The 22,041-nt window shown below is 60.5% G+C and carries 23 protein-coding genes; 12 read left to right on the forward strand and 11 right to left on the reverse strand.

The genetic code is table 11. The features are described 5' to 3' along the window. Positions 1-79 precede the first annotated feature (79 nt). From tag to ACIOYV_RS25910, 3 genes are all read left to right on the forward strand, one after another. Positions 80-637 (forward strand): DNA-3-methyladenine glycosylase I, encoded by a 558-nt coding sequence (gene tag / locus ACIOYV_RS25900; RefSeq protein WP_054048095.1) that lies wholly within the window; start codon positions 80-82, stop codon positions 635-637. 40 nt (positions 638-677) lie between these two features. After that, positions 678-1,565 (forward strand): lysophospholipid acyltransferase, encoded by an 888-nt coding sequence (locus ACIOYV_RS25905; protein ID WP_054048093.1) that lies wholly within the window; start codon positions 678-680, stop codon positions 1,563-1,565. Positions 1,566-1,714: 149 nt separating this feature from the next. Then, positions 1,715-1,954 (forward strand): PilZ domain-containing protein, encoded by a 240-nt coding sequence (locus ACIOYV_RS25910; RefSeq protein WP_401328252.1) that lies wholly within the window; start codon positions 1,715-1,717, stop codon positions 1,952-1,954. On the opposite strand, the gene ACIOYV_RS25915 is transcribed toward ACIOYV_RS25910, so the two are convergent. The 5 genes from ACIOYV_RS25915 to def form a co-directional block, all read right to left on the reverse strand. Continuing rightward, positions 1,955-2,269 carry a tetratricopeptide repeat protein gene (locus tag ACIOYV_RS25915; RefSeq protein WP_054617160.1) on the reverse strand — a complete coding sequence of 105 codons (315 nt, stop codon included), beginning with the start codon at positions 2,267-2,269 and terminating at the stop codon, positions 1,955-1,957. A gap of 141 nt (positions 2,270-2,410) precedes the next feature. Continuing rightward, positions 2,411-3,784 (reverse strand): Trk system potassium transporter TrkA, encoded by a 1,374-nt coding sequence (trkA, locus tag ACIOYV_RS25920; protein ID WP_054617161.1) that lies wholly within the window; start codon positions 3,782-3,784, stop codon positions 2,411-2,413. Between the two features lie 23 nt (positions 3,785-3,807). Then, a complete protein-coding gene (gene rsmB / locus ACIOYV_RS25925; protein WP_401328256.1) occupies positions 3,808-5,118 on the reverse strand; it encodes a 16S rRNA (cytosine(967)-C(5))-methyltransferase RsmB in 1,311 nt (436 codons plus the stop codon). Beyond that, positions 5,115-6,074 (reverse strand): methionyl-tRNA formyltransferase, encoded by a 960-nt coding sequence (gene fmt, locus ACIOYV_RS25930; protein ID WP_401328259.1) that lies wholly within the window; start codon positions 6,072-6,074, stop codon positions 5,115-5,117. Before fmt ends, rsmB begins: the two co-directional genes overlap by 4 nt. A 70-nt stretch (positions 6,075-6,144) precedes the next feature. Beyond that, positions 6,145-6,651: a peptide deformylase gene (def, locus tag ACIOYV_RS25935; RefSeq protein ID WP_046056612.1), complete on the reverse strand. Its 507-nt coding sequence runs from the start codon at positions 6,649-6,651 to the stop codon at positions 6,145-6,147. 167 nt (positions 6,652-6,818) lie between these two features. Here def and ACIOYV_RS25940 point away from each other — a divergent pair, with 167 nt between their 5' ends. The 3 genes from ACIOYV_RS25940 to ACIOYV_RS25950 all read left to right on the forward strand — a co-directional run bounded on the left by ACIOYV_RS25940 (position 6,819) and on the right by ACIOYV_RS25950 (position 9,636). Then, positions 6,819-7,844 carry a LysM peptidoglycan-binding domain-containing protein gene (locus ACIOYV_RS25940; RefSeq protein WP_054048081.1) on the forward strand — a complete coding sequence of 342 codons (1,026 nt, stop codon included), beginning with the start codon at positions 6,819-6,821 and terminating at the stop codon, positions 7,842-7,844. Between the two features lie 79 nt (positions 7,845-7,923). Beyond that, on the forward strand, positions 7,924-9,024 hold the full coding sequence (dprA, locus tag ACIOYV_RS25945; RefSeq protein WP_401328263.1) for a DNA-processing protein DprA: 1,101 nt from the start codon (positions 7,924-7,926) through the stop codon (positions 9,022-9,024). 54 nt (positions 9,025-9,078) lie between these two features. Beyond that, on the forward strand, positions 9,079-9,636 hold the full coding sequence (locus tag ACIOYV_RS25950; RefSeq protein WP_054048078.1) for an L-threonylcarbamoyladenylate synthase: 558 nt from the start codon (positions 9,079-9,081) through the stop codon (positions 9,634-9,636). Positions 9,637-9,704: 68 nt separating this feature from the next. Here the strand turns inward: ACIOYV_RS25950 and ACIOYV_RS25955 are convergent, their stop codons facing one another. Then, positions 9,705-10,682: an NADPH:quinone reductase gene (locus ACIOYV_RS25955; protein ID WP_054617164.1), complete on the reverse strand. Its 978-nt coding sequence runs from the start codon at positions 10,680-10,682 to the stop codon at positions 9,705-9,707. A gap of 164 nt (positions 10,683-10,846) precedes the next feature. On the opposite strand from ACIOYV_RS25955, the gene hemF reads away from it, so the two are divergent. Together hemF and aroE are read left to right on the forward strand one after the other, a co-directional pair. Next, the gene (hemF, locus tag ACIOYV_RS25960; protein ID WP_054617165.1) at positions 10,847-11,761 is read left to right on the forward strand and encodes an oxygen-dependent coproporphyrinogen oxidase; all 915 of its coding nucleotides are present in this window, start codon (positions 10,847-10,849) and stop codon (positions 11,759-11,761) included. Between the two features lie 11 nt (positions 11,762-11,772). Continuing rightward, on the forward strand, positions 11,773-12,594 hold the full coding sequence (gene aroE, locus ACIOYV_RS25965) for a shikimate dehydrogenase (protein ID WP_401328268.1): 822 nt from the start codon (positions 11,773-11,775) through the stop codon (positions 12,592-12,594). A 95-nt stretch (positions 12,595-12,689) separates the two neighbouring features. Here the strand turns inward: aroE and ACIOYV_RS25970 are convergent, their stop codons facing one another. The 3 genes from ACIOYV_RS25970 to betC all read right to left on the reverse strand — a co-directional run bounded on the left by ACIOYV_RS25970 (position 12,690) and on the right by betC (position 16,888). Beyond that, complete coding sequence (locus ACIOYV_RS25970; protein ID WP_401328271.1) at positions 12,690-14,258, reverse strand: SulP family inorganic anion transporter; 1,569 nt, start codon at positions 14,256-14,258, stop codon at positions 12,690-12,692. A gap of 175 nt (positions 14,259-14,433) precedes the next feature. Continuing rightward, a complete protein-coding gene (gene choX, locus ACIOYV_RS25975) occupies positions 14,434-15,357 on the reverse strand; it encodes a choline ABC transporter substrate-binding protein (protein WP_401328274.1) in 924 nt (307 codons plus the stop codon). A 16-nt stretch (positions 15,358-15,373) separates the two neighbouring features. Further along, on the reverse strand, positions 15,374-16,888 hold the full coding sequence (betC, locus tag ACIOYV_RS25980; protein WP_401328276.1) for a choline-sulfatase: 1,515 nt from the start codon (positions 16,886-16,888) through the stop codon (positions 15,374-15,376). A 114-nt stretch (positions 16,889-17,002) separates the two neighbouring features. On the opposite strand from betC, the gene ACIOYV_RS25985 reads away from it, so the two are divergent. After that, on the forward strand, positions 17,003-17,953 hold the full coding sequence (locus ACIOYV_RS25985; protein ID WP_054617170.1) for a choline sulfate utilization transcriptional regulator: 951 nt from the start codon (positions 17,003-17,005) through the stop codon (positions 17,951-17,953). On the opposite strand, the gene ACIOYV_RS25990 is transcribed toward ACIOYV_RS25985, so the two are convergent. Then, complete coding sequence (locus tag ACIOYV_RS25990; RefSeq protein WP_290027146.1) at positions 17,940-18,605, reverse strand: NAD(P)-dependent oxidoreductase; 666 nt, start codon at positions 18,603-18,605, stop codon at positions 17,940-17,942. The genes ACIOYV_RS25985 and ACIOYV_RS25990 overlap by 14 nt on opposite strands. 83 nt (positions 18,606-18,688) lie before the next feature. On the opposite strand from ACIOYV_RS25990, the gene ACIOYV_RS25995 reads away from it, so the two are divergent. Beyond that, positions 18,689-19,015: a DOPA 4,5-dioxygenase family protein gene (locus tag ACIOYV_RS25995; protein WP_401328281.1), complete on the forward strand. Its 327-nt coding sequence runs from the start codon at positions 18,689-18,691 to the stop codon at positions 19,013-19,015. On the opposite strand, the gene ACIOYV_RS26000 is transcribed toward ACIOYV_RS25995, so the two are convergent. Continuing rightward, complete coding sequence (locus tag ACIOYV_RS26000; protein WP_401328284.1) at positions 19,016-19,417, reverse strand: GFA family protein; 402 nt, start codon at positions 19,415-19,417, stop codon at positions 19,016-19,018. It abuts the gene before it with no gap. Positions 19,418-19,820: 403 nt separating this feature from the next. Between ACIOYV_RS26000 and ACIOYV_RS26005 the strand changes: the two genes are divergently transcribed. Continuing rightward, a complete protein-coding gene (locus ACIOYV_RS26005; protein WP_163910507.1) occupies positions 19,821-21,128 on the forward strand; it encodes a CitMHS family transporter in 1,308 nt (435 codons plus the stop codon). Positions 21,129-21,213: 85 nt separating this feature from the next. After that, positions 21,214-21,981 (forward strand): TerC family protein, encoded by a 768-nt coding sequence (locus tag ACIOYV_RS26010; protein WP_401328287.1) that lies wholly within the window; start codon positions 21,214-21,216, stop codon positions 21,979-21,981. The last annotated feature ends 60 nt before the right edge of the window (positions 21,982-22,041 follow it).

Genomic DNA, 22,041 nt, shown 5'->3' on the forward strand with positions numbered 1-22,041 from the left:
AATTCACCTGTTTCTTGGGCTGCGATTTAAAGAGCGGGAGTATACCCGATTAGTTGCTGCGCACGCCCCCTGGAGCCTTATGCCACGCTGCTTTTGGTGTTCCGAAGATCCGCTGTACATGGCTTATCACGATCAGGAGTGGGGCACGCCGCTACGCGATGCGCAGGGATTGTTCGAGTTGCTTTTGCTCGAAGGGTTCCAGGCCGGCCTCTCATGGATCACCGTGTTGCGCAAACGTGAGCGTTATCGCGAGGTGTTGTTCGGCTTCGACGTACAGCGCGTGGCGCAAATGAGCGACGCCGAAATCGATGAATTGATGCTCGATCCCGGGATCATCCGCAATCGTCTCAAACTCAACGCGGCCCGGCGCAACGCCCAGGCCTGGCTGGCGCTGGAGGATCCGGTGAAATTTCTCTGGTCCTTCGTCGGCGATAAACCGCTGATCAATCATTTCAAGGATCGCAGCGAAGTGCCGGCGGTCACGCCGGTCGCCGTGGAGATGAGCAAAGGTTTGAAAAAAGCCGGTTTCACCTTCGTCGGTCCGACCATTTGTTATGCGCTGATGCAGGCCTCGGGCATGGTCATGGACCACACCCGGGATTGCGATCGCTACGCGACGCTGGCGAACGGCGGTTAGAATGGCCGCCTCGCACACAGCACAAGATCAGGAGTGACCTGTGGATAAGTTTAAAGGCGCCTTGCTGGTAGGCGCTCTGCGGCTGTTTGCCTTGCTTCCGTGGCGAGCAGTGCAAGCGGTGGGCTCGGCGATTGGCTGGGTCATGTGGAAAACCCCCAACCGTTCCCGCGACGTGGTGCGGATCAACCTCGCCAAGTGCTTCCCGGAGATGGATGCCGCCGAACGCGAGCGTCTGGTCGGCCAGAGCCTGAAAGATATTGGCAAGTCCCTGACCGAAAGCGCCTGCGCCTGGATCTGGCCGGCCCAGCGTTCCATCGACCTGGTGCGCGAAGTCGAAGGCCTCGACGTGTTGAAGGATGCGTTGGCGTCCGGCAAAGGCGTGGTCGGCATCACCAGCCACCTCGGCAACTGGGAAGTGTTGAACCACTTCTATTGCAGCCAGTGCAAACCGATCATTTTCTATCGTCCGCCGAAATTGAAGGCGGTGGATGATTTGCTGCGCAAACAACGGGTGCAATTGGGCAACCGCGTGGCGGCGTCCACCAAGGAAGGCATCCTCAGCGTGATCAAGGAAGTGCGCAAAGGTGGTGCAGTAGGCATTCCCGCCGACCCGGAACCGGCCGAATCCGCCGGGATCTTCGTGCCTTTCTTCGCCACCCAGGCGCTGACCAGCAAATTCGTACCGAACATGTTGGCGGGCGGCAAAGCGGTCGGCGTGTTCCTGCATGCCCTGCGGTTGCCGGACGGTTCGGGGTACAAAGTGATCCTCGAAGCCGCGCCGGAAGCTATGTACAGCACGGATACCGAGACATCCTGCGCGGCGATGAGCAAAGTCGTGGAACGCTATGTCGGGGCTTATCCGAGCCAGTACATGTGGAGCATGAAGCGCTTCAAGAAGCGTCCACCGGGTGAAGAACGCTGGTACTGAAGTAATTGGCACGCTCTGTGGATAACCTGCCTGTGTAGGAGCGAGGCTTGCCCGCGAAGCTTTTAGCGTTATTGAGGACGCCTTCGCGGGCAAGCCTCGCTCCTACAAGGTCAAGTTATCCACAACACGTTCATTCAAGGGCGCAGAAGATGTCCGAACTCCGCAAATCATTTCGCATCAAGATCAGCCACGAAAGCTTCGGCGAGTGTCTGGGGCAAACCCGTAACCTGTCGACGACGGGTGTCTACGTGAAACACCCGAGCCTGTCGACGTTGCCCAAGGGCGCGGTGGTCTACGGTCAGGTGCAAGACTTACCCACAGGCGCGCCGCAAGTGCGCATGGAAGTGGTGCTGGTGGATGCCGAAGGGATTGGCCTGCGCTATCTCTGATCAGTGGGCCTGACGCTCAAGCTTCTTCAGAAACACCGTCATTTCCTTCTCCGCCTGCTTGTCGCCATGGGCGCGAGCGGCTTCCAGGCCTTGTTCCCAAGCCTGACGTGCGGCAGCAACGTCCGCCTGCGCCAGATGCGCCTTGCCCAACAGCTTCCAGGCTGCCGAATACTTTGGATCGAACTCAACGCAGCGCTGGAAATGCTCGGCGGCCTTGGCGTTTTCCCCAAGATCCAGATAGCCCTTGCCCAGGCCGAAGCGCAGCAGTGAGTTATCCACACCCTTGGCGAGCATTTTTTCCAGGGATTCGATCATGGGTGGCACCTTTGGGTTATGTGGATAGTTTGAGATCGCCTTCGCGGGCAAGCCTCGCTCCTACAGGATCGCGTCGTTCACGTATTTTGCAAACGACCCAACCCTGTAGGAGCGAGGCTTGCCCGCGAAGAGGCCTTCGAATCAGAAGAAACTCAACCCCACATGAAACAGCTTCTCCACATCCCGAATATGCTTCTTATCCACAAGGAACAGAATCACATGATCCCCCGCCGCGATCACCGTGTCGTCGTGGGCGATGATCACTTGCTCATCACGAATGATCGCGCCAATCGTGGTGCCCGGCGGCAAACCAATGTTCTCGATCGCCTTGCCAATCACCTTGCTCGACTTCGCATCGCCATGCGCAATCGCTTCGATGGCTTCCGCCGCGCCGCGCCGCAGTGAGTGCACGCTGACGATATCGCCACGGCGCACGTGGGCCAGCAAGGTGCCGATGGTCGCCAGTTGCGGGCTGATGGCGATGTCGATGTCGCCGCCCTGGATCAAATCCACATAAGCCGGGTTGTTGATGATCGTCATCACCTTCTTCGCGCCCAGCCGTTTGGCCAGCAACGACGACATGATGTTGGCTTCGTCGTCGTTGGTCAGGGCCAGGAAGATATCCGCGTCGGCGATGTTCTCTTCCAGCAGCAAGTCGCGGTCCGACGCGCTGCCCTGCAACACCACGGTGCTGTCGAGGGTGTCCGAGAGATAACGGCAACGCGCCGGGTTCATCTCGATGATCTTCACCTGATAACGGCTTTCGATGGCCTCGGCCAGACGTTCACCGATCTGTCCGCCACCGGCAATGACGATGCGTTTGTAGGTTTCATCGAGGCGGCGCATTTCGCTCATCACCGCGCGAATATTCGCCTTGGCGGCGATGAAAAACACCTCGTCGTCGGCCTCGATCACCGTATCGCCCTGGGGCAGGATCGGGCGGTCACGGCGAAAAATCGCCGCTACGCGGGTTTCGACATTCGGCATGTGTTCGCGCAACTGCCGCAGTTGCTGACCCACCAACGGCCCGCCGTAGTAAGCCTTCACCGCCACCAGTTGGGCTTTGCCTTCGGCGAAGTCGATCACCTGCAACGCGCCGGGGTGTTCGATCAGGCGCTTGATGTAGTTGGTGACCACTTGTTCCGGGCTGATCAGCACGTCCACAGGGATCGCGTCGTTATTGAACAGCCCGCCACGGGTCAGGTACGCGGCTTCGCGGACCCGGGCGATTTTGGTCGGGGTGTGGAACAAGGTGTGGGCGACCTGGCAGGCGACCATGTTGGTTTCATCGCTGTTGGTCACCGCGACCAGCATATCGGCATCGTCGGCGCCGGCCTGGCGCAGCACGGTCGGGAACGACGCGCGGCCCTGTACGGTGCGGATGTCCAGCCGATCACCGAGGTCGCGCAGGCGTTCGCCATCGGTGTCGACCACGGTGATGTCGTTGGCTTCGCTGGCCAAGTGTTCCGCCAGCGAACCGCCCACCTGCCCCGCGCCGAGGATGATGATTTTCATCCAGTCACTCCCTTGAAATCCGGTTAACCGCGCGCGGCGGCAATCTTGATCAGTTTGGCGTAGTAGAACCCGTCGTGACCGCCCTGCTGGGCCAGCAGTTGGCGACCATGCGGCTGTTTGATCCCGGCCGTGGTGGCGAGGTCCAGCTCACGCGCGCCCGGCGTGCGGGCGAGGAAGGCTTCGATGACTTCGGTGTTCTCGGTCGGCAATGTCGAGCAAGTGGCGTAAAGCAGGATCCCGCCGACCTCCAGGGTTATCCACATGGCGTCGAGCAACTCGCCCTGCAGCACCGCGAGCGCGGCGATGTCGTCGGGTTGGCGCGTCAACTTGATGTCCGGGTGACGACGGATCACGCCAGTGGCCGAGCACGGAGCGTCCAGCAGAATGCGCTGGAACGGTTTGCCGTCCCACCAGGTCGCGGTGTCGCGGCCGTCGGCGGCGATCAGTTCGGCACTTAGGCCCAGGCGCGCGAGGTTTTCCCGCACCCGCACCAGACGCTTGGCTTCGAGGTCCACCGCCACCACGCCGGCCAATCCAGGCTCGACTTCAAGGATGTGGCAAGTCTTGCCGCCCGGTGCACAGCAGGCGTCCAACACGCGTTGGCCCGGCGCCAGATCCAGCAAGTCGGCGGCCAATTGCGCGGCTTCGTCCTGCACGCTGATCCAGCCTTCGGCAAAACCCGGCAGGCTGCGCACATCGGCGGCGGCGTCGAGGATGATGCCGTCGCGGCTGTAAACGCAGGGGCTGGCGGCGATGCCGGCTTCACTCAGCAAGCCGATATATGCGTCGCGGGTCTGATGGCGACGGTTGACCCGCAGAATCATCGGCGGATGCGCGTTGTTCGCCGCGCAAATGGCTTCCCACTGTTCAGGCCAGAACGCCTTCAGGGATTTTTGCAGCCAGCGCGGGTGGGCAGTGCGCACCACCGGGTCGTGCTCCAGCTCCGCCAGCAGCGCTTCGCTTTCCCGTTGGGCGCGGCGGAGCACGGCGTTGAGCAAGGCTTTGGCCCAAGGCTTCTTCAGCTTGTCGGCGCAACCAACGGTTTCGCCAATGGCGGCGTGGGCCGGCACGCGGGTGTAGAGCAGTTGATAGAGGCCGACCAGCAACAAGGCCTCGACATCTGCGTCGGCGGCTTTGAACGGCTTCTGCAACAACTTCGCCGCCAGCGCCGACAAACGTGGCTGCCAGCGCGCGGTGCCGAACGCCAGGTCCTGGGTGAAGCCGCGATCGCGGTCTTCAACCTTGTCCATTTGCGTGGGCAATGAACTGTTGAGCGAGGCTTTTCCGTTCAGGACAGCGGCAAGTGCCTTGGCGGCGGCCAGACGCGGGTTCATTGAGCGTCCGCCGCTTGACCGAGCACGCTGCCGACGGCGAATTTCTCACGACGGCTGTTGAACAAGTCGCTGAAGTTCAGCGCCTTGCCGCCGGGCAATTGCAGACGGGTCAGGCACAGGGCCTGTTCACCGCAGGCGACGATCAAGCCGTCCTTGCTGGCGCTGAGGATTTCTCCTGGTGCGCCCTGCCCTTCGGCGAGGTTCGCGGCCAATACTTTCAGCGCTTCGCCGTTCAGGGTGCTGTGGGTGATCGGCCATGGGTTGAAGGCGCGGACCAAGCGTTCCAGCTCTACCGCCGGACTACTCCAGTCGATGCGTGCTTCGTCTTTGTTCAATTTGTGTGCGTAGGTGGCGAGGCTGTCGTCCTGCACTTCGCCTTCCAGCGTGCCGGCAGCGAGGCCGGCAATCGCTTCAACCACGGCCGGTGGACCCATTTCCGCCAAACGGTCGTGGAGGCTGCCGCCGGTGTCTTCGCCGGTAATCGGCGTGGTGACTTTCAACAGCATCGGCCCGGTATCGAGGCCCAGTTCCATGCGCATTACGGTCACGCCGCTTTCGCTGTCGCCCGCTTCGACGGCACGCTGGATCGGCGCCGCACCGCGCCAGCGCGGCAGCAACGAGGCGTGGCTGTTGATGCAACCCAGGCGCGGAATATCCAGCACCACTTGCGGCAGGATCAGGCCGTAGGCGACCACCACCAGCAAGTCGGGTTTCAATGCGGCCAGTTCAGCCTGGGCGTCTTCGTTGCGCAGGGTCGGCGGTTGCATGACCGGGATGTTGTTTTCCAGAGCCAACTGCTTGACCGGGCTCGGCATCAGTTTTTGCCCGCGGCCCGCCGGACGGTCCGGTTGGGTGTAGACCGCGACGATCTCGTAAGGGCTGGCGAGCAGGGCCTTGAGGTGTTCGGCGGCGAATTCCGGGGTGCCGGCAAAAACGATGCGCAGTGGCTCAGTCATGGAAACTCTCTATTACAAAGCAGTCGCAAAAGAAAAAGGCTTGCCGCAGCAAGCCTTTGAAAGGAGGGCATCAAGCGTTCTGGCGATGGAGCTTTTCCAGTTTCTTCTTGATTCGGTCGCGTTTGAGATTGGACAGGTAATCGACGAACAACTTGCCGTTGAGGTGGTCGCATTCATGCTGGATGCACACGGCGAGCAGGCCTTCGGCGATCAGTTCATAAGGTTGGCCGTCGCGGTCCAGGGCCTTGATCTTGACCTTTTGCGGGCGATCGACGTTTTCGTAGAAGCCCGGCACCGAGAGGCAGCCTTCCTGGTATTGCTCCATCTCGTCGGTCAGGGTTTCGAACTCGGGGTTGATGAACACCCGCGGTTCGCTGCGGTCTTCGGAGAGGTCCATCACGACGATACGTTTGTGCACGTTGACCTGGGTCGCGGCGAGGCCGATGCCTGGCGCTTCATACATTGTTTCAAACATATCATCGACCAACTGACGCACTTCGTCGTCCACTACGGCCACAGGTTTGGCGATAGTGCGCAGGCGCGAGTCGGGGAATTCGAGGATGTCTAAAATGGCCATAAGCTTAATTGCTGCACATGTGAGGTAAAGTCGGGTCGATGGCCTGGCGGGTCCGAAGATGCAGGCTACCGTTGTAAAACGTAGCTCCTTTCTTCGAGAAGAGCGAGGAGCGAGCCACGGGGGCTCTGGCGTTTTACGCGAACGCACATAATAAAGGGATTCACCGCATGAGGAAATCACTACTCGCCTTGCTCCTTCTGGCCTCGGCCGGTTTGGCGCACGGGCAAGTGCAACTCAAGGAAGGTTTTCCGCAGCAATACACAGTGGTAAGGGGCGACACACTTTGGGACATCTCCGGCAAATTCCTGCGTGAGCCGTGGAAATGGCCCGAGCTGTGGCAGGTCAATCCGCAAATCCAGAACCCCAATCTCATCTATCCCGGCGACACGTTGACGCTGGTCTATGTCGACGGCCAGCCGCGCCTGACCCTCAATCGCGGCGAATCCCGGGGCACCATCAAGCTCTCGCCACGGATACGCAGCAGCCCGGTGGCCGATGCGATCCCGAGCATCCCGCTGCAATCGATCAACAGCTTTCTGTTGAGCAACCGCATCGTCGACAAGGTCGAGGACTTCGACAAGGCGCCCTACATCGTCGCCGGCGATGCCGAGCGGGTGCTCAGTGGCACCGGCGACCGGATTTTCGCGCGTGGGCATTTCGACCCGAACCAGCCGGTGTACGGCATCTTCCGTCAGGGCAAGGTCTACACCGATCCGCAGAGCAAGGAGTTCCTGGGGATCAACGCCGACGACATTGGTGGCGGCGAGATTGTCGCGACCGAAGGCGATGTCGCCACTCTGGCACTGCAACGCACCACCCAGGAAGTACGCCTCGGCGACCGGTTGTTCAGCGGCGAAGAGCGAGCGATCAATTCGACTTTCATGCCCAGCGCGCCGAAAACCGACATCAATGGCCTGATCATCGATGTGCCACGCGGGGTCACGCAGATTGGCGCGATGGACGTGGTCACGCTGAACAAGGGACAACGCGACGGATTAGCCGAAGGCAACGTGCTGGTGGTGATGAAAACCGGCGAAACCGTGCGTGATAGGGTCACCGGCCAGCCACTGAAAATCCCCGATGAACGCGCGGGTCTGCTGATGGTTTTCCGCACTTACGACAAACTTAGTTACGGGCTGGTTCTCAACGCATCGCGCTCACTGGCGGTCTTGGATAAGGTGCGAAATCCTTAGCCTGCTCCACAAGTTACCAACAGAGTTATCCACAGCTTATTCCCGTTTGAACGGGGCTCATAACGATCAAGGATGATCCATGTCGCTCTCTGCTTTTACCCCGGTTTCCCCTGCGGAACTGGAGGCGCGTTTACGTCTGCACCGCTTGCCCGAACTGGGACCGATGCGATTCAAGAAACTGCTCGAAGCGTTTGGCTCGGCGTCAAAAGCCATCAGCGCGCCGGCCAGTGCCTGGCGTTCGTTGGGTTTGCCGGCAGCCAGTGCCGAGGCTCGACGCTCCAGTGAAATCCGCGACGGCGCGAGCCACGCATTAGCCTGGCTAGAGCGTCCGGGTCAGCATTTGCTGATGTGGGACCAGCCGGAGTACCCGGCGTTGCTGGCGGAAATCAGCGACGCACCGCCACTGTTATTTGTCGCCGGCGATCCAGGCATCCTGGAAAAACCGCAATTGGCGATGGTCGGCAGTCGCCGGGCATCGAGGCCGGGCATGGACACCGCGGCTGCCTTTTCCCGCAGTTTGGCGGGCGCCGGATTCGTCATTACCAGTGGTCTGGCCCTGGGCATTGATGCCGCCGCGCATCAAGCGGCTTTGGACGTGGGCGGCCAAACGGTCGGTGTGCTTGGCACGGGTCTTGAAAAGTTTTATCCACAGCGCAACCGGCGGCTGGCGGACGCCATGATTGCCTCGGGCAGCGCGGTGCTTTCGGAGTTCCCGCTGGACGCCGGCCCGACCGCCAGCAACTTCCCCCGGCGCAACCGGATCATCAGCGGTTTATCCCTCGGCGTGCTGGTGGTCGAGGCCAGTGTCGCCAGTGGTTCGTTGATTACCGCCAGGCTCGCAGCGGAGCAAGGTCGCGAGGTTTATGCGATTCCTGGTTCGATTCATCATCCCGGCGCCAAGGGCTGTCATCAACTGATCCGCGACGGTGCGATGCTGGTGGAAACCATCGAGCACATCCTCGAAGCCTTGCGCGGCTGGCAGCAGTTGCCGTTGTCCATGAACGCGCCGCCAGCGACTCACCCCTTGCTGATGTTGCTGCACGCGGCGCCTCACACCAGTGAAGCGCTGGCAAACAGCAGTGGCTGGGCCTTGCCCAAAGTACTGGCGGCATTGACTGAACTGGAAGTGGACGGCCGGGCGGTGTGCGAAAGCGGACGCTGGTTTGCGCGGGTGAGCTAGGTTTTATAAGGAAGATCGGTAAACTGCGCAGAGCCTTATTCCGGAGAGTTTTTCATGGTCAACAGCTGGCGGGTGCAACAAGCCGCACAAGCAATTCGCGCAGGAGCGGTAATTGCCTACCCAACCGAAGCCGTCTGGGGCCTGGGTTGTGACCCGTGGGACGAAGAGGCAGTGGATCGGCTGCTGATGCTCAAGGGCCGCTCAGTGAGTAAGGGTCTGATTCTGGTGGCGGACAATATTCGCCAGTTCGACTTCCTCTTCGAAGACTTCCCTGAACTGTGGATGGATCGCATGGCCAGCACTTGGCCGGGTCCGAACACATGGTTGGTGCCGCACCAGAATCTGTTGCCGCAATGGATTACCGGCGTGCATGAAACCGTGGCGCTGCGGGTCAGCGATCATCCGTTGGTGCGGGACTTGTGTGCGTTGGTCGGGCCATTGGTGTCCACCTCCGCCAACCCACAGGGCCGGCCGGCGGCGCGGACGCGGCTGCGCATCGAGCAGTATTTCCGTGGGCAGCTTGATCTGGTGCTCGGCGGCAATCTGGGCGGGCGCAAGAACCCGAGTGTGATTCGGGATGTGGCGACCGGGCATGTGGTGCGCCAGGGCTGACACCGCGTCATCGTTCTTCGCGGGCAAACCTCGCTCTGTAGGAGCGAGGCTTGCCCGCGAAGGCGTCCTCAAGGCAACAAAACAATCGAACCGGTAGTCCGCCGCGCCGACAATTCAGTCTGCGCTTTGGCCGCGTCAGCCAATGCAAACGTCTGGCTGATGTCCACCGTCAACTTGCCACTGATGATCATCTCGAACAGCTCATTCGCCATGCGCTGCAAGTTTTCGGCATTGTTGGCGTAGGTGCCCAGGGTCGGACGGGTCACGTACAGCGAACCTTTCGCCGCCAGAATCCCCAGGTTCACCCCGTCCACCGCGCCCGACGCATTGCCGAAACTCACCACCAGGCCTCGAGGCGACACGCTATCGAGCGATGTCAGCCAGGTGTCCTTGCCTACGCCGTCGTACACCACCGGGACTTTTTTCCCGTCAGTCAATTCCAGCACCCGTTGCGCGACGTTTTCGTGGCTGTAATCAATTGTCGCCCAGGCGCCATTGGCCTTGGCCAGTGCGGCTTTCTCCGCTGAACTGACGGTGCCGATCAGCTTCACGCCCAACGCCTTGGCCCACTGGCACGCCAGGGAACCGACACCGCCGGCCGCCGCGTGGAACAGGATGGTTTCGCCACCCTTGAGTTCATACGTCTGACGCAACAAGTACTGCACGGTAAGGCCCTTGAGCATCACACCGGCAGCTTGTTCGAAACTGATGGCGTCCGGCAGCAGCACCAGATTGGCTTCCGGCAATACGTGAACCTGGCTGTAGGCGCCCAATGGGCCACTGCCGTAGGCCACGCGATCGCCGACCTTGAAGCGGGTAACGTCGCTGCCCACCGCGTCCACCACGCCCGCGCCTTCAGAGCCCAGGCCCGATGGCAAGGCCGGCGGCGGATAGAGGCCGCTGCGGAAATAGGTGTCGATGAAGTTCAGGCCGATGGCCTTGTTGGTGACGCGCACTTGATGCGGGCCGGGTTCGGCGGGTTGGTAATCGACATACTCGAGCACTTCGGGGCCGCCATGGGCGCGGATCTGAATACGCTTTGCCATCTGCCTTCTCCTAACGTCGTTTTACGAAGCTCCCTATCGAACTCCTAAGCTTGATCTTCGTCAACTGCGGCGGGCGTTGCTGCAATGTTATGCTACGCGCCCATTTGCGCCGGCCCCCGCTCCGATGGAGCGCCGCGTAGTTTTGCCCGATTCAAGGTGATGACATGACGACCCGCACCGAGGCCGTAAAAGCCTACCTGCTCGACCTGCAAGACCGCATTTGCGCCGCCCTGGAAACCGAGGACGGCGGCACGCGCTTCGTCGAAGACGCCTGGACTCGCCCTGCTGGCGGTGGCGGTCGCACCCGGGTAATCGAAAACGGCACAGTGATCGAAAAGGGCGGCGTCAACTTTTCCCACGTGTTTGGCAGCGGTCTCCCACCGTCCGCCAGCGCTCATCGGCCGGAACTGGCCGGGCGCGGCTTCGAAGCACTGGGCGTGTCGCTGGTGATTCACCCGCACAATCCGCATGTGCCGACGTCCCACGCCAACGTGCGCTTTTTCATCGCTGAAAAAGAAGGTGAAGAACCGGTCTGGTGGTTCGGCGGCGGCTTCGACCTGACCCCTTACTACGGCAATGAAGAAGATTGTGTGCACTGGCACCGCGTCGCTGAACAGGCTTGTGCGCCTTTCGGCGAGGACGTCTACCCGCGTTACAAGGCCTGGTGCGACAGCTATTTCCATATCAAGCATCGTCACGAGCCTCGGGGCATCGGCGGTCTGTTTTTCGATGACTTGAACGAGTGGGACTTCGACACCAGCTTCGCTTTCATGCGCGCCATTGGCGATGCGTTCATCAACGCCTACCTGCCGATTGTGCAACGCCGCAAGAACGACGCGTTCACCGCCAAACAGCGTGAATTCCAGGAATTCCGCCGTGGCCGTTACGTCGAGTTCAACCTGGTCTACGACCGTGGCACCTTGTTCGGCCTGCAATCGGGCGGTCGTACCGAATCGATCCTGATGTCCCTGCCGCCGCAAGTGCGCTGGGGTTATGACTGGAAAGCCGAGCCGGGCAGCGAAGAAGCGCGCCTGACCGAATACTTCCTGCAAGATCGAGACTGGTTGGCCAAGGGCTGAGAGGAATCCTGATGGATCGTTATGTCGTATTCGGTAACCCGATTGGCCACAGCAAGTCGCCACTGATTCATCGCCTGTTTGCCGAGCAGACCGGTGAACAATTGGACTACAGCACTTCGCTGGCGCCGCTCGATGACTTTTCCGAATTTGCCCGGGCATTTTTCGTTGAAGGGTGTGGGGCAAATGTCACGGTACCGTTCAAGGAAGAGGCCTATCGCCTGGCCGACAGCCTGACGCCGCGCGCGCAGCGGGCCGGTGCGGTCAACACCTTGAGCAAACTGGCCGACGGCACGTTGTTGGGCGACAACACTGACGGCGCCGGGCTGGTGCGCGACCTGACGGTCAACGCCGGTTTCGGCCTTAAGGACAAACGCATCCTGCTGCTGGGAGCCGGCGGCGCGGTGCGTGGAGCCTTGGAACCGTTGCTGGCGGAACAACCGGCGTCGCTGATCATCGCCAACCGCACGGTGGAAAAAGCCGAGTTGCTCGCGCAACTGTTTGCCGATCTGGGGCCAGTGTCCGCCAGTGGGTTCGACTGGTTGCAGGAGCCGGTGGACCTGATCATCAACGCGACCTCCGCCAGCCTGTCAGGCGATGTACCGCCGATTGCCGGAAGTTTGATCGAACCGGGCAGGACGCTGTGCTACGACATGATGTACGGCAAGGAACCGACTTCGTTCTGTCGCTGGGCCAGCGAACACGGCGCGGCGGTGGTGATGGACGGGTTGGGGATGCTGGCGGAGCAGGCGGCGGAAGCGTTTTTCCTGTGGCGCGGAGTGCGCCCGGATACGGCGCCGGTGCTGGCTGAACTGCGCCGCCAACTCGCCGCATAACCCCGCCCTTGTAGGAGCGAGGCTTGCCCGCGAAGCCTTTGGCGTACCTGAGGACGCCTTCGCGGGCAAGCCTCGCTCCTACAGAGGGTGGGGTTTCAATCTTCGAACCGGATCGGGCATTTCTCCGCACCTTCCAGCTTGCGCAACTCCTCCACCACTGGCGGCCGCGCGCCGCGCAAGGTCAGGCTGCGATCCTGACGCAGTAGCCGCCGCGCCTCCTGGTGCAGCATTTCCACGCCCGAATAGTCGATGAAGTTGATCTGCTGCGCCTCGATCACCACCCGCACGCCATGCATCCGTTGCAGGCGCACTTGCAGGTAGTGGCTGGCGCCAAAGAAGATCGAACCGCCGACCCGCAGAACGTCTTCATCTCCATCGCGCCAGTGCTGCACTCGCGGCTGCGAGGTGCGCTTGAGGTAGAAGAACAGCGAGGCCAAGACCCCGGCATAGATCGCCGTCTGCAATTCCAGCAGCAATGTGGCGACACAGGTCAGGGCCATGACCGCGAATTCGGCGCGGCTGACTCGCAGCAAGGCGCGAATGCCGCGATGGTCCACCAACCCCCAGGCGATCAACAGAATGCTGCCGGCCATGGCCGGGATGGGGATGTGCGCGATCAACCTGGCGCCGAAGATCGCGAACAGCGCTACCCACAACGCTGAAAACACCCCGGCCAGCGGCGAGCAGGCGCCCGCTTCGTAGCTCAGGCCCGAGCGGGTAAAGGAACCGGCCGACAGCGACCCGGAAAAGAACGCACCGACCATGTTTGATAAGCCTTGGGCGCGGACTTCCTGGTTCGCATCGAGCAACTGCTGTGAACGGGCCGACAAGGAACGGGCAATCGACAGGCTGGTAACGAGCCCAAGCATGCCGACCGCGACCGCACTAGGCAGCAAACGCAGGATCAACTCCAGATCCAGCGGCACCGCGCTGAAGGGTGGCAACCGTCCAAAAAACGCACTGACCAATTTCACATGGCCAAACATCGAGGGCCAAAGCCACACCAGCAACCCGCTCAGGACCAACGTGATCAACAGCGTCGGCCAGCGCGGCAGCAGCAGTTTCAGCACAATACCGACCACCACTGTGGCCAGGCCCAGTACCAGCGACGGTTTATCCACAGCTCCGAGGTGAGTGAGCAAGGTCATCAGGCTGTTGAGTGCCGTTGCCTGGTTGGGCAGGTCCAGGCCTAGCAGGTTCGGCATCTGCCCAATGGCGATCACCACCGCGGCACCGAGGGTGAAGCCCAGCACCACCGAGTGCGAGACGAAATTCACCAGCGCGCCGAACCGCAGCATTCCCAACAACCACTGGAAAATCCCGGCCAGCAGCGTAAGCAGCAGGATCAATGTGATGTAGTCCTGAGTCGCCGGCACGGCCAGAGGACTGACGCTGGCGTACAGGACAATGGAAATCGCCGCCGTAGGACCGCAGATCAAATGCCACGACGAACCCCAGAGGCAGGCGATCAGCACCGGGATGATTGCGGCGTACAAACCGTATTCTGGTGGGAGACCGGCAATCAATGCGTAGGCAATGGACTGCGGCAGCGCGAGAATTGCGCCGCTGAGGCCGACGATCAAATCGCGGCCGACACTGGCGCGGGTCTGGCGCGGCAGCCAGGTCAAAAAAGGAAAGAGTGAATGGCGGCTGGGGAAGGCCATGGGTCCTCTCGGGTGGGAATTTGCGCAAAGGGTAACAGCACCAGCCCTTGTAGGAGCGAGGCTTGCCCGCGAAGGCGTCCTCAAATGCGCCAAAAGCTTCGCGGGCGAGCCTCGCTCCTACAGGGTCAGGTTGATCATTCCCACGAGGAGCGTGGGAACGATCAGCAGTGGGGGGTTAAAGCTTGGCCTTCACCGCCCCCAACGCATCCTTGCCATCCACGGTCTTCACGCCATCCAGCCATTTATCCAGTACTGCCGGATTGGCCTTGATCCACGCCTTCACCGCCTCGGCATTGCTGACTTTCTTGTTCACCACCTCAGCCATGATGCTGTTCTCCATTTCCTGGGTGAAACTCAGGTTGGTGAGCAACTTGCCGACGTTCGGGCAGGCCTGTGCATAACCTTTACGGGTCAGTGTATAAACGCTGCCGGTGTCGCCGAAGTACTTCTCGCCGCCCTTCAGGTAATGCATTTTCAGCTGCACGTTCATCGGGTGCGGGGTCCAGCCGAGGAAGGTCACGAACTTCTGTTTCTTCACTGCGCGGGACACTTCAGCCAGCATCGCCTGCTCGCTGGACTCAACCAGTTTCCACTGACCCAGTTCGAAGTCGTTCTTCTTGATGATGTCCTGCAGCGAGATATTCGCCGGGGCGCCAGAACCGATGCCGTAGATCTTCTTCTCGAACTTGTCGGCGTACTTATTCAGGTCGGCAAAGCTATGCACACCCGCATCCCACACATAATCCGGGACCGCCAAGGTGAACTCGGTGCCGTCGAGGTTTTTCGCCAGTTGCGTGACATCGCCAGTGGCGACGAATTTATCGTAGAAACCCTGCTGCGCCGGCATCCAGTTACCCAAAAACACATCGACCTGGCCGTCTTTCAAACCGCCAAAGGTAATCGGCACCGCGAGGGTGTCGACTTTGGCTTTGTAGCCCATGCCGTCCAGCAGAAACCCGGTGATGGCGTTAGTCGCGGCGATGTCGCTCCATCCCGGATCGGCCATTTTCACCGTCTCGCAGCTTTGATCGGCGGCGTAAACCGATGCACTGCCAAGGGCCAGGAGCCCGACCGTCAGTACTGTGGATAACCTTTGCATGGACTTCCCCTTCACATTATTGGTTTTGGCAGGGTTGTGGATAACGTGCTTTGCGCTCCAGATCATCAAGGTCGATGTGGTTGCGCATGTACTGCTGACTGGCGTCTACCAGCGGCTGGTGATCCCAGCTCTTCAGCTTGCCGATCGTCAGGGCGTCGGCAACAAAACGCCGGCGTCGTTGGCTTTCGAGGACCTGTTGGTGGATCGCCGGAATATTCCATTTAGCCCGGGCTTCGGCCAGAAAGTCGTCGAACAGCTGCCGATGTTGCGGCGACTGGCTGAGTTCTTCCTGTTCACGCGGATCGTTGTGTACGTCGAAGAGTAGACACGGGTCGTCTTCGCTGTAGATGAATTTGTAGGCGCCGCGCCGAATCATCATCAACGGGCTGATGGTGCCTTCGGCCATGTATTCGCCGAACACCTCGTCGTGACCGCCCTGCCCTTGCAGGTGCGAAACCAGTGAGCGGCCGTCCAGCGGCAAGCCAGGCTCCAACGAGCCGCCGGCCAGTTCGACGAAGGTCGGCAGCAGATCCGCCGTGGACACCGCCGCGCTGACCCGTCCCGCCCCGAACTGCCCCGGTGCACTGATCAGCAGGGGAACGCGGGCGGCCATTTCGAACCAGTGCATTTTGTACCAGAGGCCACGCTCGCCGAGCATGTCGCCATGGTCGCCGGAGAACACAATAATCGTGTCATCGATCAGCCCGGTTTCCTCGAGTGTTTGCAGGAGTTTGCCGACGTTGCTGTCGATATAGCTGCATGCACCGAAATAGGCGCGGCGAGCATCGCGAATCTTATCCACAGGCAACGGCTTGTCCCACAGGTCGTAGACCTTGAGCAAACGCTGGGAGTGCGGGTCGAGTTCAGTCTGGGCCGGCGTTGTAGGCAACGGGATCTCGGCATCGTCGTACATATCCCAAAACGCCTTGGGAATGGTGTACGGGTCGTGTGGGTGAGTCATCGACACGGTCAGGCAAAACGGCTGATCGCCATCCTCACGGATGTGATCGAACAGATACTGCTGCGCCTTGAACACCACCTCTTCATCGAAATCCAGCTGATTGGTGCGCACGCAGGGCCCGGCTTGCAGCACCGATGACATGTTGTGGTACCAGGTCGGACGCACGTCCGGCTCATCCCAGTTCACCGACCAGCCGTAATCGGCCGGATAGATGTCGCTGGTCAGGCGTTCTTCATAGCCGTGGAGCTGGTCCGGGCCGCAGAAATGCATCTTGCCCGACAGCGCGGTGCGGTAGCCAAGGCGACGCAGGTAGTGGGCATAGGTCGGTACATCGGCGGGGAAATCGGCCGCGTTGTCGTAGGCGCCGATCTTGCTTGGCAACTGACCGCTGACCAGGGTAAACCGCGACGGCGCGCACAACGGGCTATTGCAATACGCGGCGTCGAACACCACGCCTTCGGCGGCGAGACGACTGAGATTCGGGAGTTTGATGGGCGAAGGACCGTAGAACGGCAACATTGGCGCGGCCATCTGATCGGCCATGATGAAAAGAATATTCTTGCGCTTCATGTGATCGCGGCATTCCATAGTGAATATTTATGCGAGAGTGCTGCGACCGAGCATGTAGGCCATGCTCTTTGTGGTAAAGCCCACGCAAGGCAATGACTAGGATAAGCACAGCTTATGTATGACGCCCTCGGTGATTTGTCCCTCGATCTGCTGCGTGCCTTTGAATCGGCGGCGCGTCAGCACAGCTTCACTGCCGCTGCAGTAGAGCTGGGGACTACGCAGCCAGCCATCAGCCAGCAGATCAAACGGTTGGAGGAACAACTCGGTACGCGGTTGTTTGATCGGATCTATCGCGGCATCGAACTGACCGAGACGGGAATGATACTTTTCGAGCAGGTTCAGCTCGGTTTGCAGAATATAGACGCAGGATTGACCGCGATCAGCGCACAGCAATCCCATGAAGTGCTGCAAGTCGCCACCGATTTTGCCTTCGCCGCTTATTGGTTGATGCCGCGCCTGCACCGCTTTCACGAAGCCAATCCGCAGGTCGACGTCAGCCTGGTTACCAGTGAACGCAATCACAACATGCTGCGCACGGATATCGATGTGGCGATCCTGTTTGGCGATGGGCGTTTTAAACAAGGCGAAAGCCACTGGCTGTTCAGCGAAGAAGTATTCCCGGTGTGCAGTCCACTGTTATTGAAGGATCGCGCCCTGCCCTTGCCGGTTCAGGCCCTGCTCGATTTGCCGCTGCTGCATTTGCGCGGTGAAAACAGCAGCAACTGGTTCGACTGGAGTGGCGTGTTTCGCGAATTGGGGATCACTTCGGCACCCGCGCCGGGGCAACTGCGGTTCGACAATTACACCTTGTTGATTCAGGCCGCGATTGGCGGACAAGGCGTGGCCATCGGTTGGCGGCACCTTGTAGATGACTTGCTGGCCCAGGGTTTGTTGTGTCGGCCGATTGCCGACACGGTGATTTCCCGGTTGGGTTATTACGTGGTCCTGCCCCAGCGCAAACGCCGGGGCGTGTTGATTCAACAGTTTGTGGACTGGTTGATGGAGGAGCAGGCCAGCAGTGCGCAATCGTTGACCGGTTTGCCCTTCCCTTCTATTGCGGTGTAGCCGCGACAAAATTCACATGCTCACCGAGATGCAGATTCAAACGCAGCTCATCGGCGATACCCACGGCGACCCGGTTCAACCGCTCAAGCGGCTCGGCCAATCCCGTCTCCAGGCTGCTGCTGACCTGACTGAAATGCTCGATGGTCAACCCGGCAACCCCACGTGGGGCGTCCACCAGCGTCCATTGCAGTCCGCTGCTTTGCAAGGCGTCGAGAATTTCTTCGGCGGCGTGGTGCTGAAGGTCATCCTCCACCTCCGGCTCGTCCAGCTCCTCAAAATGCCCCACCACAAACAAGCGGCTAATTCGCGCGGCTTGCATGCCGTCGATCAATGCATCCACCGCCAACACTTGCTCGACCGGGCCGGGCACGATGGTTTTTTCCACGTGTTCACTGTTGAGCGGCAGCCCTGGTGCGTCTAGTAAACAGATGACCGCCGAAGCACCGGCCACGCTTTGCTTGACCCGTTCGGCGTCGAACAGGTCGCCGTTCTTGGTGCGCAGGCCCGGTCGTGGGGCGAGCGCCGTCAGGTCATCGAGAATCGCGATCACTTCATGCTGGCGCCGCAGCATTTCAGCCATCAGCGCACTGCCCAGGCTACTCATGGCACCATAGAGCACCACCTTCACCACCGGGGTTTCGGCATTTTTCATGGCTGAGTTCCTTATTTCCTACGTATATGGCGTGTGACCTGTAGGGAACGGTGAGGGTTCGACCGGGATTTCGAGAGGTTCAAATGCAACAGATCACTGGCTACCACGCCCACGTCTATTTCGACGCCAGCACCATCGACCAGGCACGGGCCTTGTGTGAGCAGGCGGCCAAGGTATTCCCGCTGAAGATGGGCCGCGTGCACGAGCGCCCGGTCGGTCCGCACCCGGACTGGAGCTGCCAACTGGTATTCGGGCCGGAACTCATTGGCGAGGTGCTGCCGTGGCTGGTGCTCAATCGCAACGGCCTGGTGGTGTTCTTGCACCCGGACACCGGCGATGACCTGCTCGACCACACCGAGCACGCGGTGTGGATGGGCGCGATCCGACCGCTGAACCTGTCTATTTTCTGATCAGATGTTTTCCTCGGCTTCACCGGGCAAATGTTCGTCCAGGTGCAGCCAGGGCAAGCGGCTGTCGGTCCAGATGTGCCGGTCGGCCGGGGCGTCTTCAGGGTGATCGAGCGTGGCGATGGTCAGGTCGATGCTCTCGGGGCTGAGCTGGGTTATCAGTGCAACCTGCGCCCCACAGGTCGGGCAGAAATATCGCGCGCAGTGTTCAGAAGAGTCGTACCGCGCCGGTATCCCGCCCAGCCATTCGAAATGTGAGGCGGGCACGGTGATCCAGGTGGTCACGATCCCGCCACTGACCCGTCGGCAAATCGAGCAATGGCAGTGGGCGATGTCGTGCAACGGCCCGCTGAATTGATAGCGCAGATGGCCGCAATGACAGCCGCCTGTATGGATATCGCGCATGTGTTCACTCCTCATCAGTGTTGACCGCTTCGCGAGCAGGCTCGCTCCCACATTGGAGTGCGTACCCCTGTGGGAGCGAGCCTGCTCGCGAATGCTTCAACCCGGTTTACCTTCCAGCCCTCGTCCGACGACCGGTCGCGCACCCGGTCAATGCTTTCAGCAACGAAAGCTTGATGAAAGCTTTGCCCATTAGGATCGCCCCCACTACCGGCAACAGACCGGTTGGCCAATGCCTGTGTTTTATCGCTGGCACGGTCCACTTAACAACAACAATGGTGATTCTGATGTCCTCTGCTACCCGCCGCTTTGCCGCAACTCCGCCCGTACGCCTCGTGCTTCCCGTTCTGCGCTGACCCCAACCGGTTCGCCCATTCCCTAGCCGCGCTACGCCTGGAGTATTCCCATGCTGACTTTCCTTGGCTTCGCCATGGTCATCACGTTCATGTTCCTGATCATGACCAAGCGCCTGTCCGCGCTGATCGCTTTAATCATTATTCCAATCATCTTTGCCCTGTTCGGCGGTTTTGCACCGAAGATCGGCCCAATGATGCTCGAAGGCATCACCAAGCTTGCGCCGACCGGCGTGATGCTGATGTTTGCCATTCTGTACTTCGCCCTGATGATCGACTCCGGCCTGTTCGACCCGGCCGTGCGCAAAATCCTCAAACTGGTCAAGGGCGACCCGTTGAAAGTTTCGGTCGGCACCGCCGTTCTGGCGCTCGTTGTCTCCCTTGATGGTGACGGCGCGACCACTTATATGATCTGCGTGGCCGCCATGCTGCCGCTCTACAGCCGCATCGGCATGAGCCCGCGAATCATGGCTGGCCTGATCATCCTCGCCGGCGGCGTGATGAACATGACCCCGTGGGGCGGCCCGACGGCCCGTGCCGCGAGTGCGCTGCACGTCGACCCGTCCGACATTTTCGTGCCGATGATTCCGGCGATGCTGGCCGGCGTGGTGGCAATCCTGGCGATTGCCTACTTCTACGGTAAGCGCGAGCGTGCTCGCCTGGGTGAATTGCACCTGGCCGGCGACGAAGTCGACCACAGCGAAATCAGCGTTTCACAGTTCCCGGATGCCCGTCGTCCGAAGCTGATCTGGTTCAACGGCGCGTTGACCATTGCCCTGATGTGCACCCTGATCGCCGGCCTGTTGCCGCTGCCTGTGTTGTTCATGGTGGCGTTCAGTATCGCGATGATCGTCAACTATCCTTGCCTGCAACAGCAGAAGGATCGTGTGGCGGCCCACGCCGGTAGCGTGCTGGCAGTGGTCGGTTTGATCTTCGCGGCAGGTATCTTCACCGGTATCCTGTCGGGCACCGGCATGGTCGATGCGATGTCGAAAAGCCTGCTGGCGGTGATCCCGGATTTCCTCGGCCCGTACCTGGCCGTGATTACGGCGTTGGTGAGCATGCCGTTCACCTTCTTCATGTCGAACGATGCATTTTATTACGGCGTGTTACCGGTACTTGCCGAAGCCGCCAGTCACTACGGTATAACCGCCGTAGAGATGGCACGTGCCTCGATCGTCGGTCAGCCCGTCCACTTGCTGAGCCCGCTGGTTCCATCGACCTACCTGTTGGTGGCCCTGGCCGGTATCGAATTTGGTGATCACCAGCGCTTTACCCTCAAGTGGGCTGTGCTGGTGTGCATATGCATACTGGTTGCAGCGTTGCTGATGGGGATCTTCCCGGTATTCAGCACGCTGTAAGCCCAAGACTCACCATGGCGGGTCCAGGCTTTGCAGTTTGAAGCCCGGGCCCTTTGTGGTTTAACACTCGCTCAAAGGAAAAAAAATGGAATGGCTGACCAACCCTGAAATCTGGGTTGCCTTCTTCACCCTGACTGCCCTGGAGATCGTCCTGGGCATCGATAACATCATCATGATCTCGATCCTGGTCAGCCGTATGCCCAAGCATATGCAGGCGCGCACCCGGATTTTCGGCCTGGCGCTGGCCATGGTCACGCGGATCCTGTTGCTGCTGTCGATCACTTGGGTCATGCGCCTGACTGCCGACCTGTTCGAAGTGTTCGGCCAGGGGATTTCCGGGCGTGACCTGATTCTGTTCTTCGGTGGTCTGTTCCTGCTGTGGAAGAGCTCGCAAGAGATGTACCACGCGCTGGAAGGCGAAGACGAAACCGGCGAAGAGCCGGGTGGCAAGGGCGGCAACTTCCTCTACACGATCATCCAGATTGCGATCATCGACATCGTGTTCTCGCTGGACTCGGTGATCACCGCCGTCGGCATGGTGTCCCACGTACCGGTCATGGTCGCGGCGATCATCGTCGCCGTGCTGGTGATGATGTGGGCGTCGGGCACCATCAGCGAATTCATCGACAAGCACCCGTCGCTGAAGATACTGGCTCTGTCGTTCCTGTTGATCGTCGGTACGGTGCTGATTGCCGAATCCTTCGATGTGCACGTGCCAAAAGGCTACGTCTACTTCGCCATGGCGTTCTCGCTGGCGGTGGAAGCGATCAACATCAAGATGCGCACCGCGATCGCGAAAAAGAAAAAACAGCAGGACCCGGTGAAACTGCGCAAGGACATTCCTGGCCAGTAACCCCTGTGGGAGCGAGCCTCTGTGGCGAGGGGGCTTGCCCCCGTTGGGGCGCGCAGCGGC

Origin of the sequence: Pseudomonas sp. NPDC087342, assembly GCF_044744265.1 — a bacterium.
Classification (GTDB): domain Bacteria; phylum Pseudomonadota; class Gammaproteobacteria; order Pseudomonadales; family Pseudomonadaceae; genus Aquipseudomonas; species Aquipseudomonas nunensis.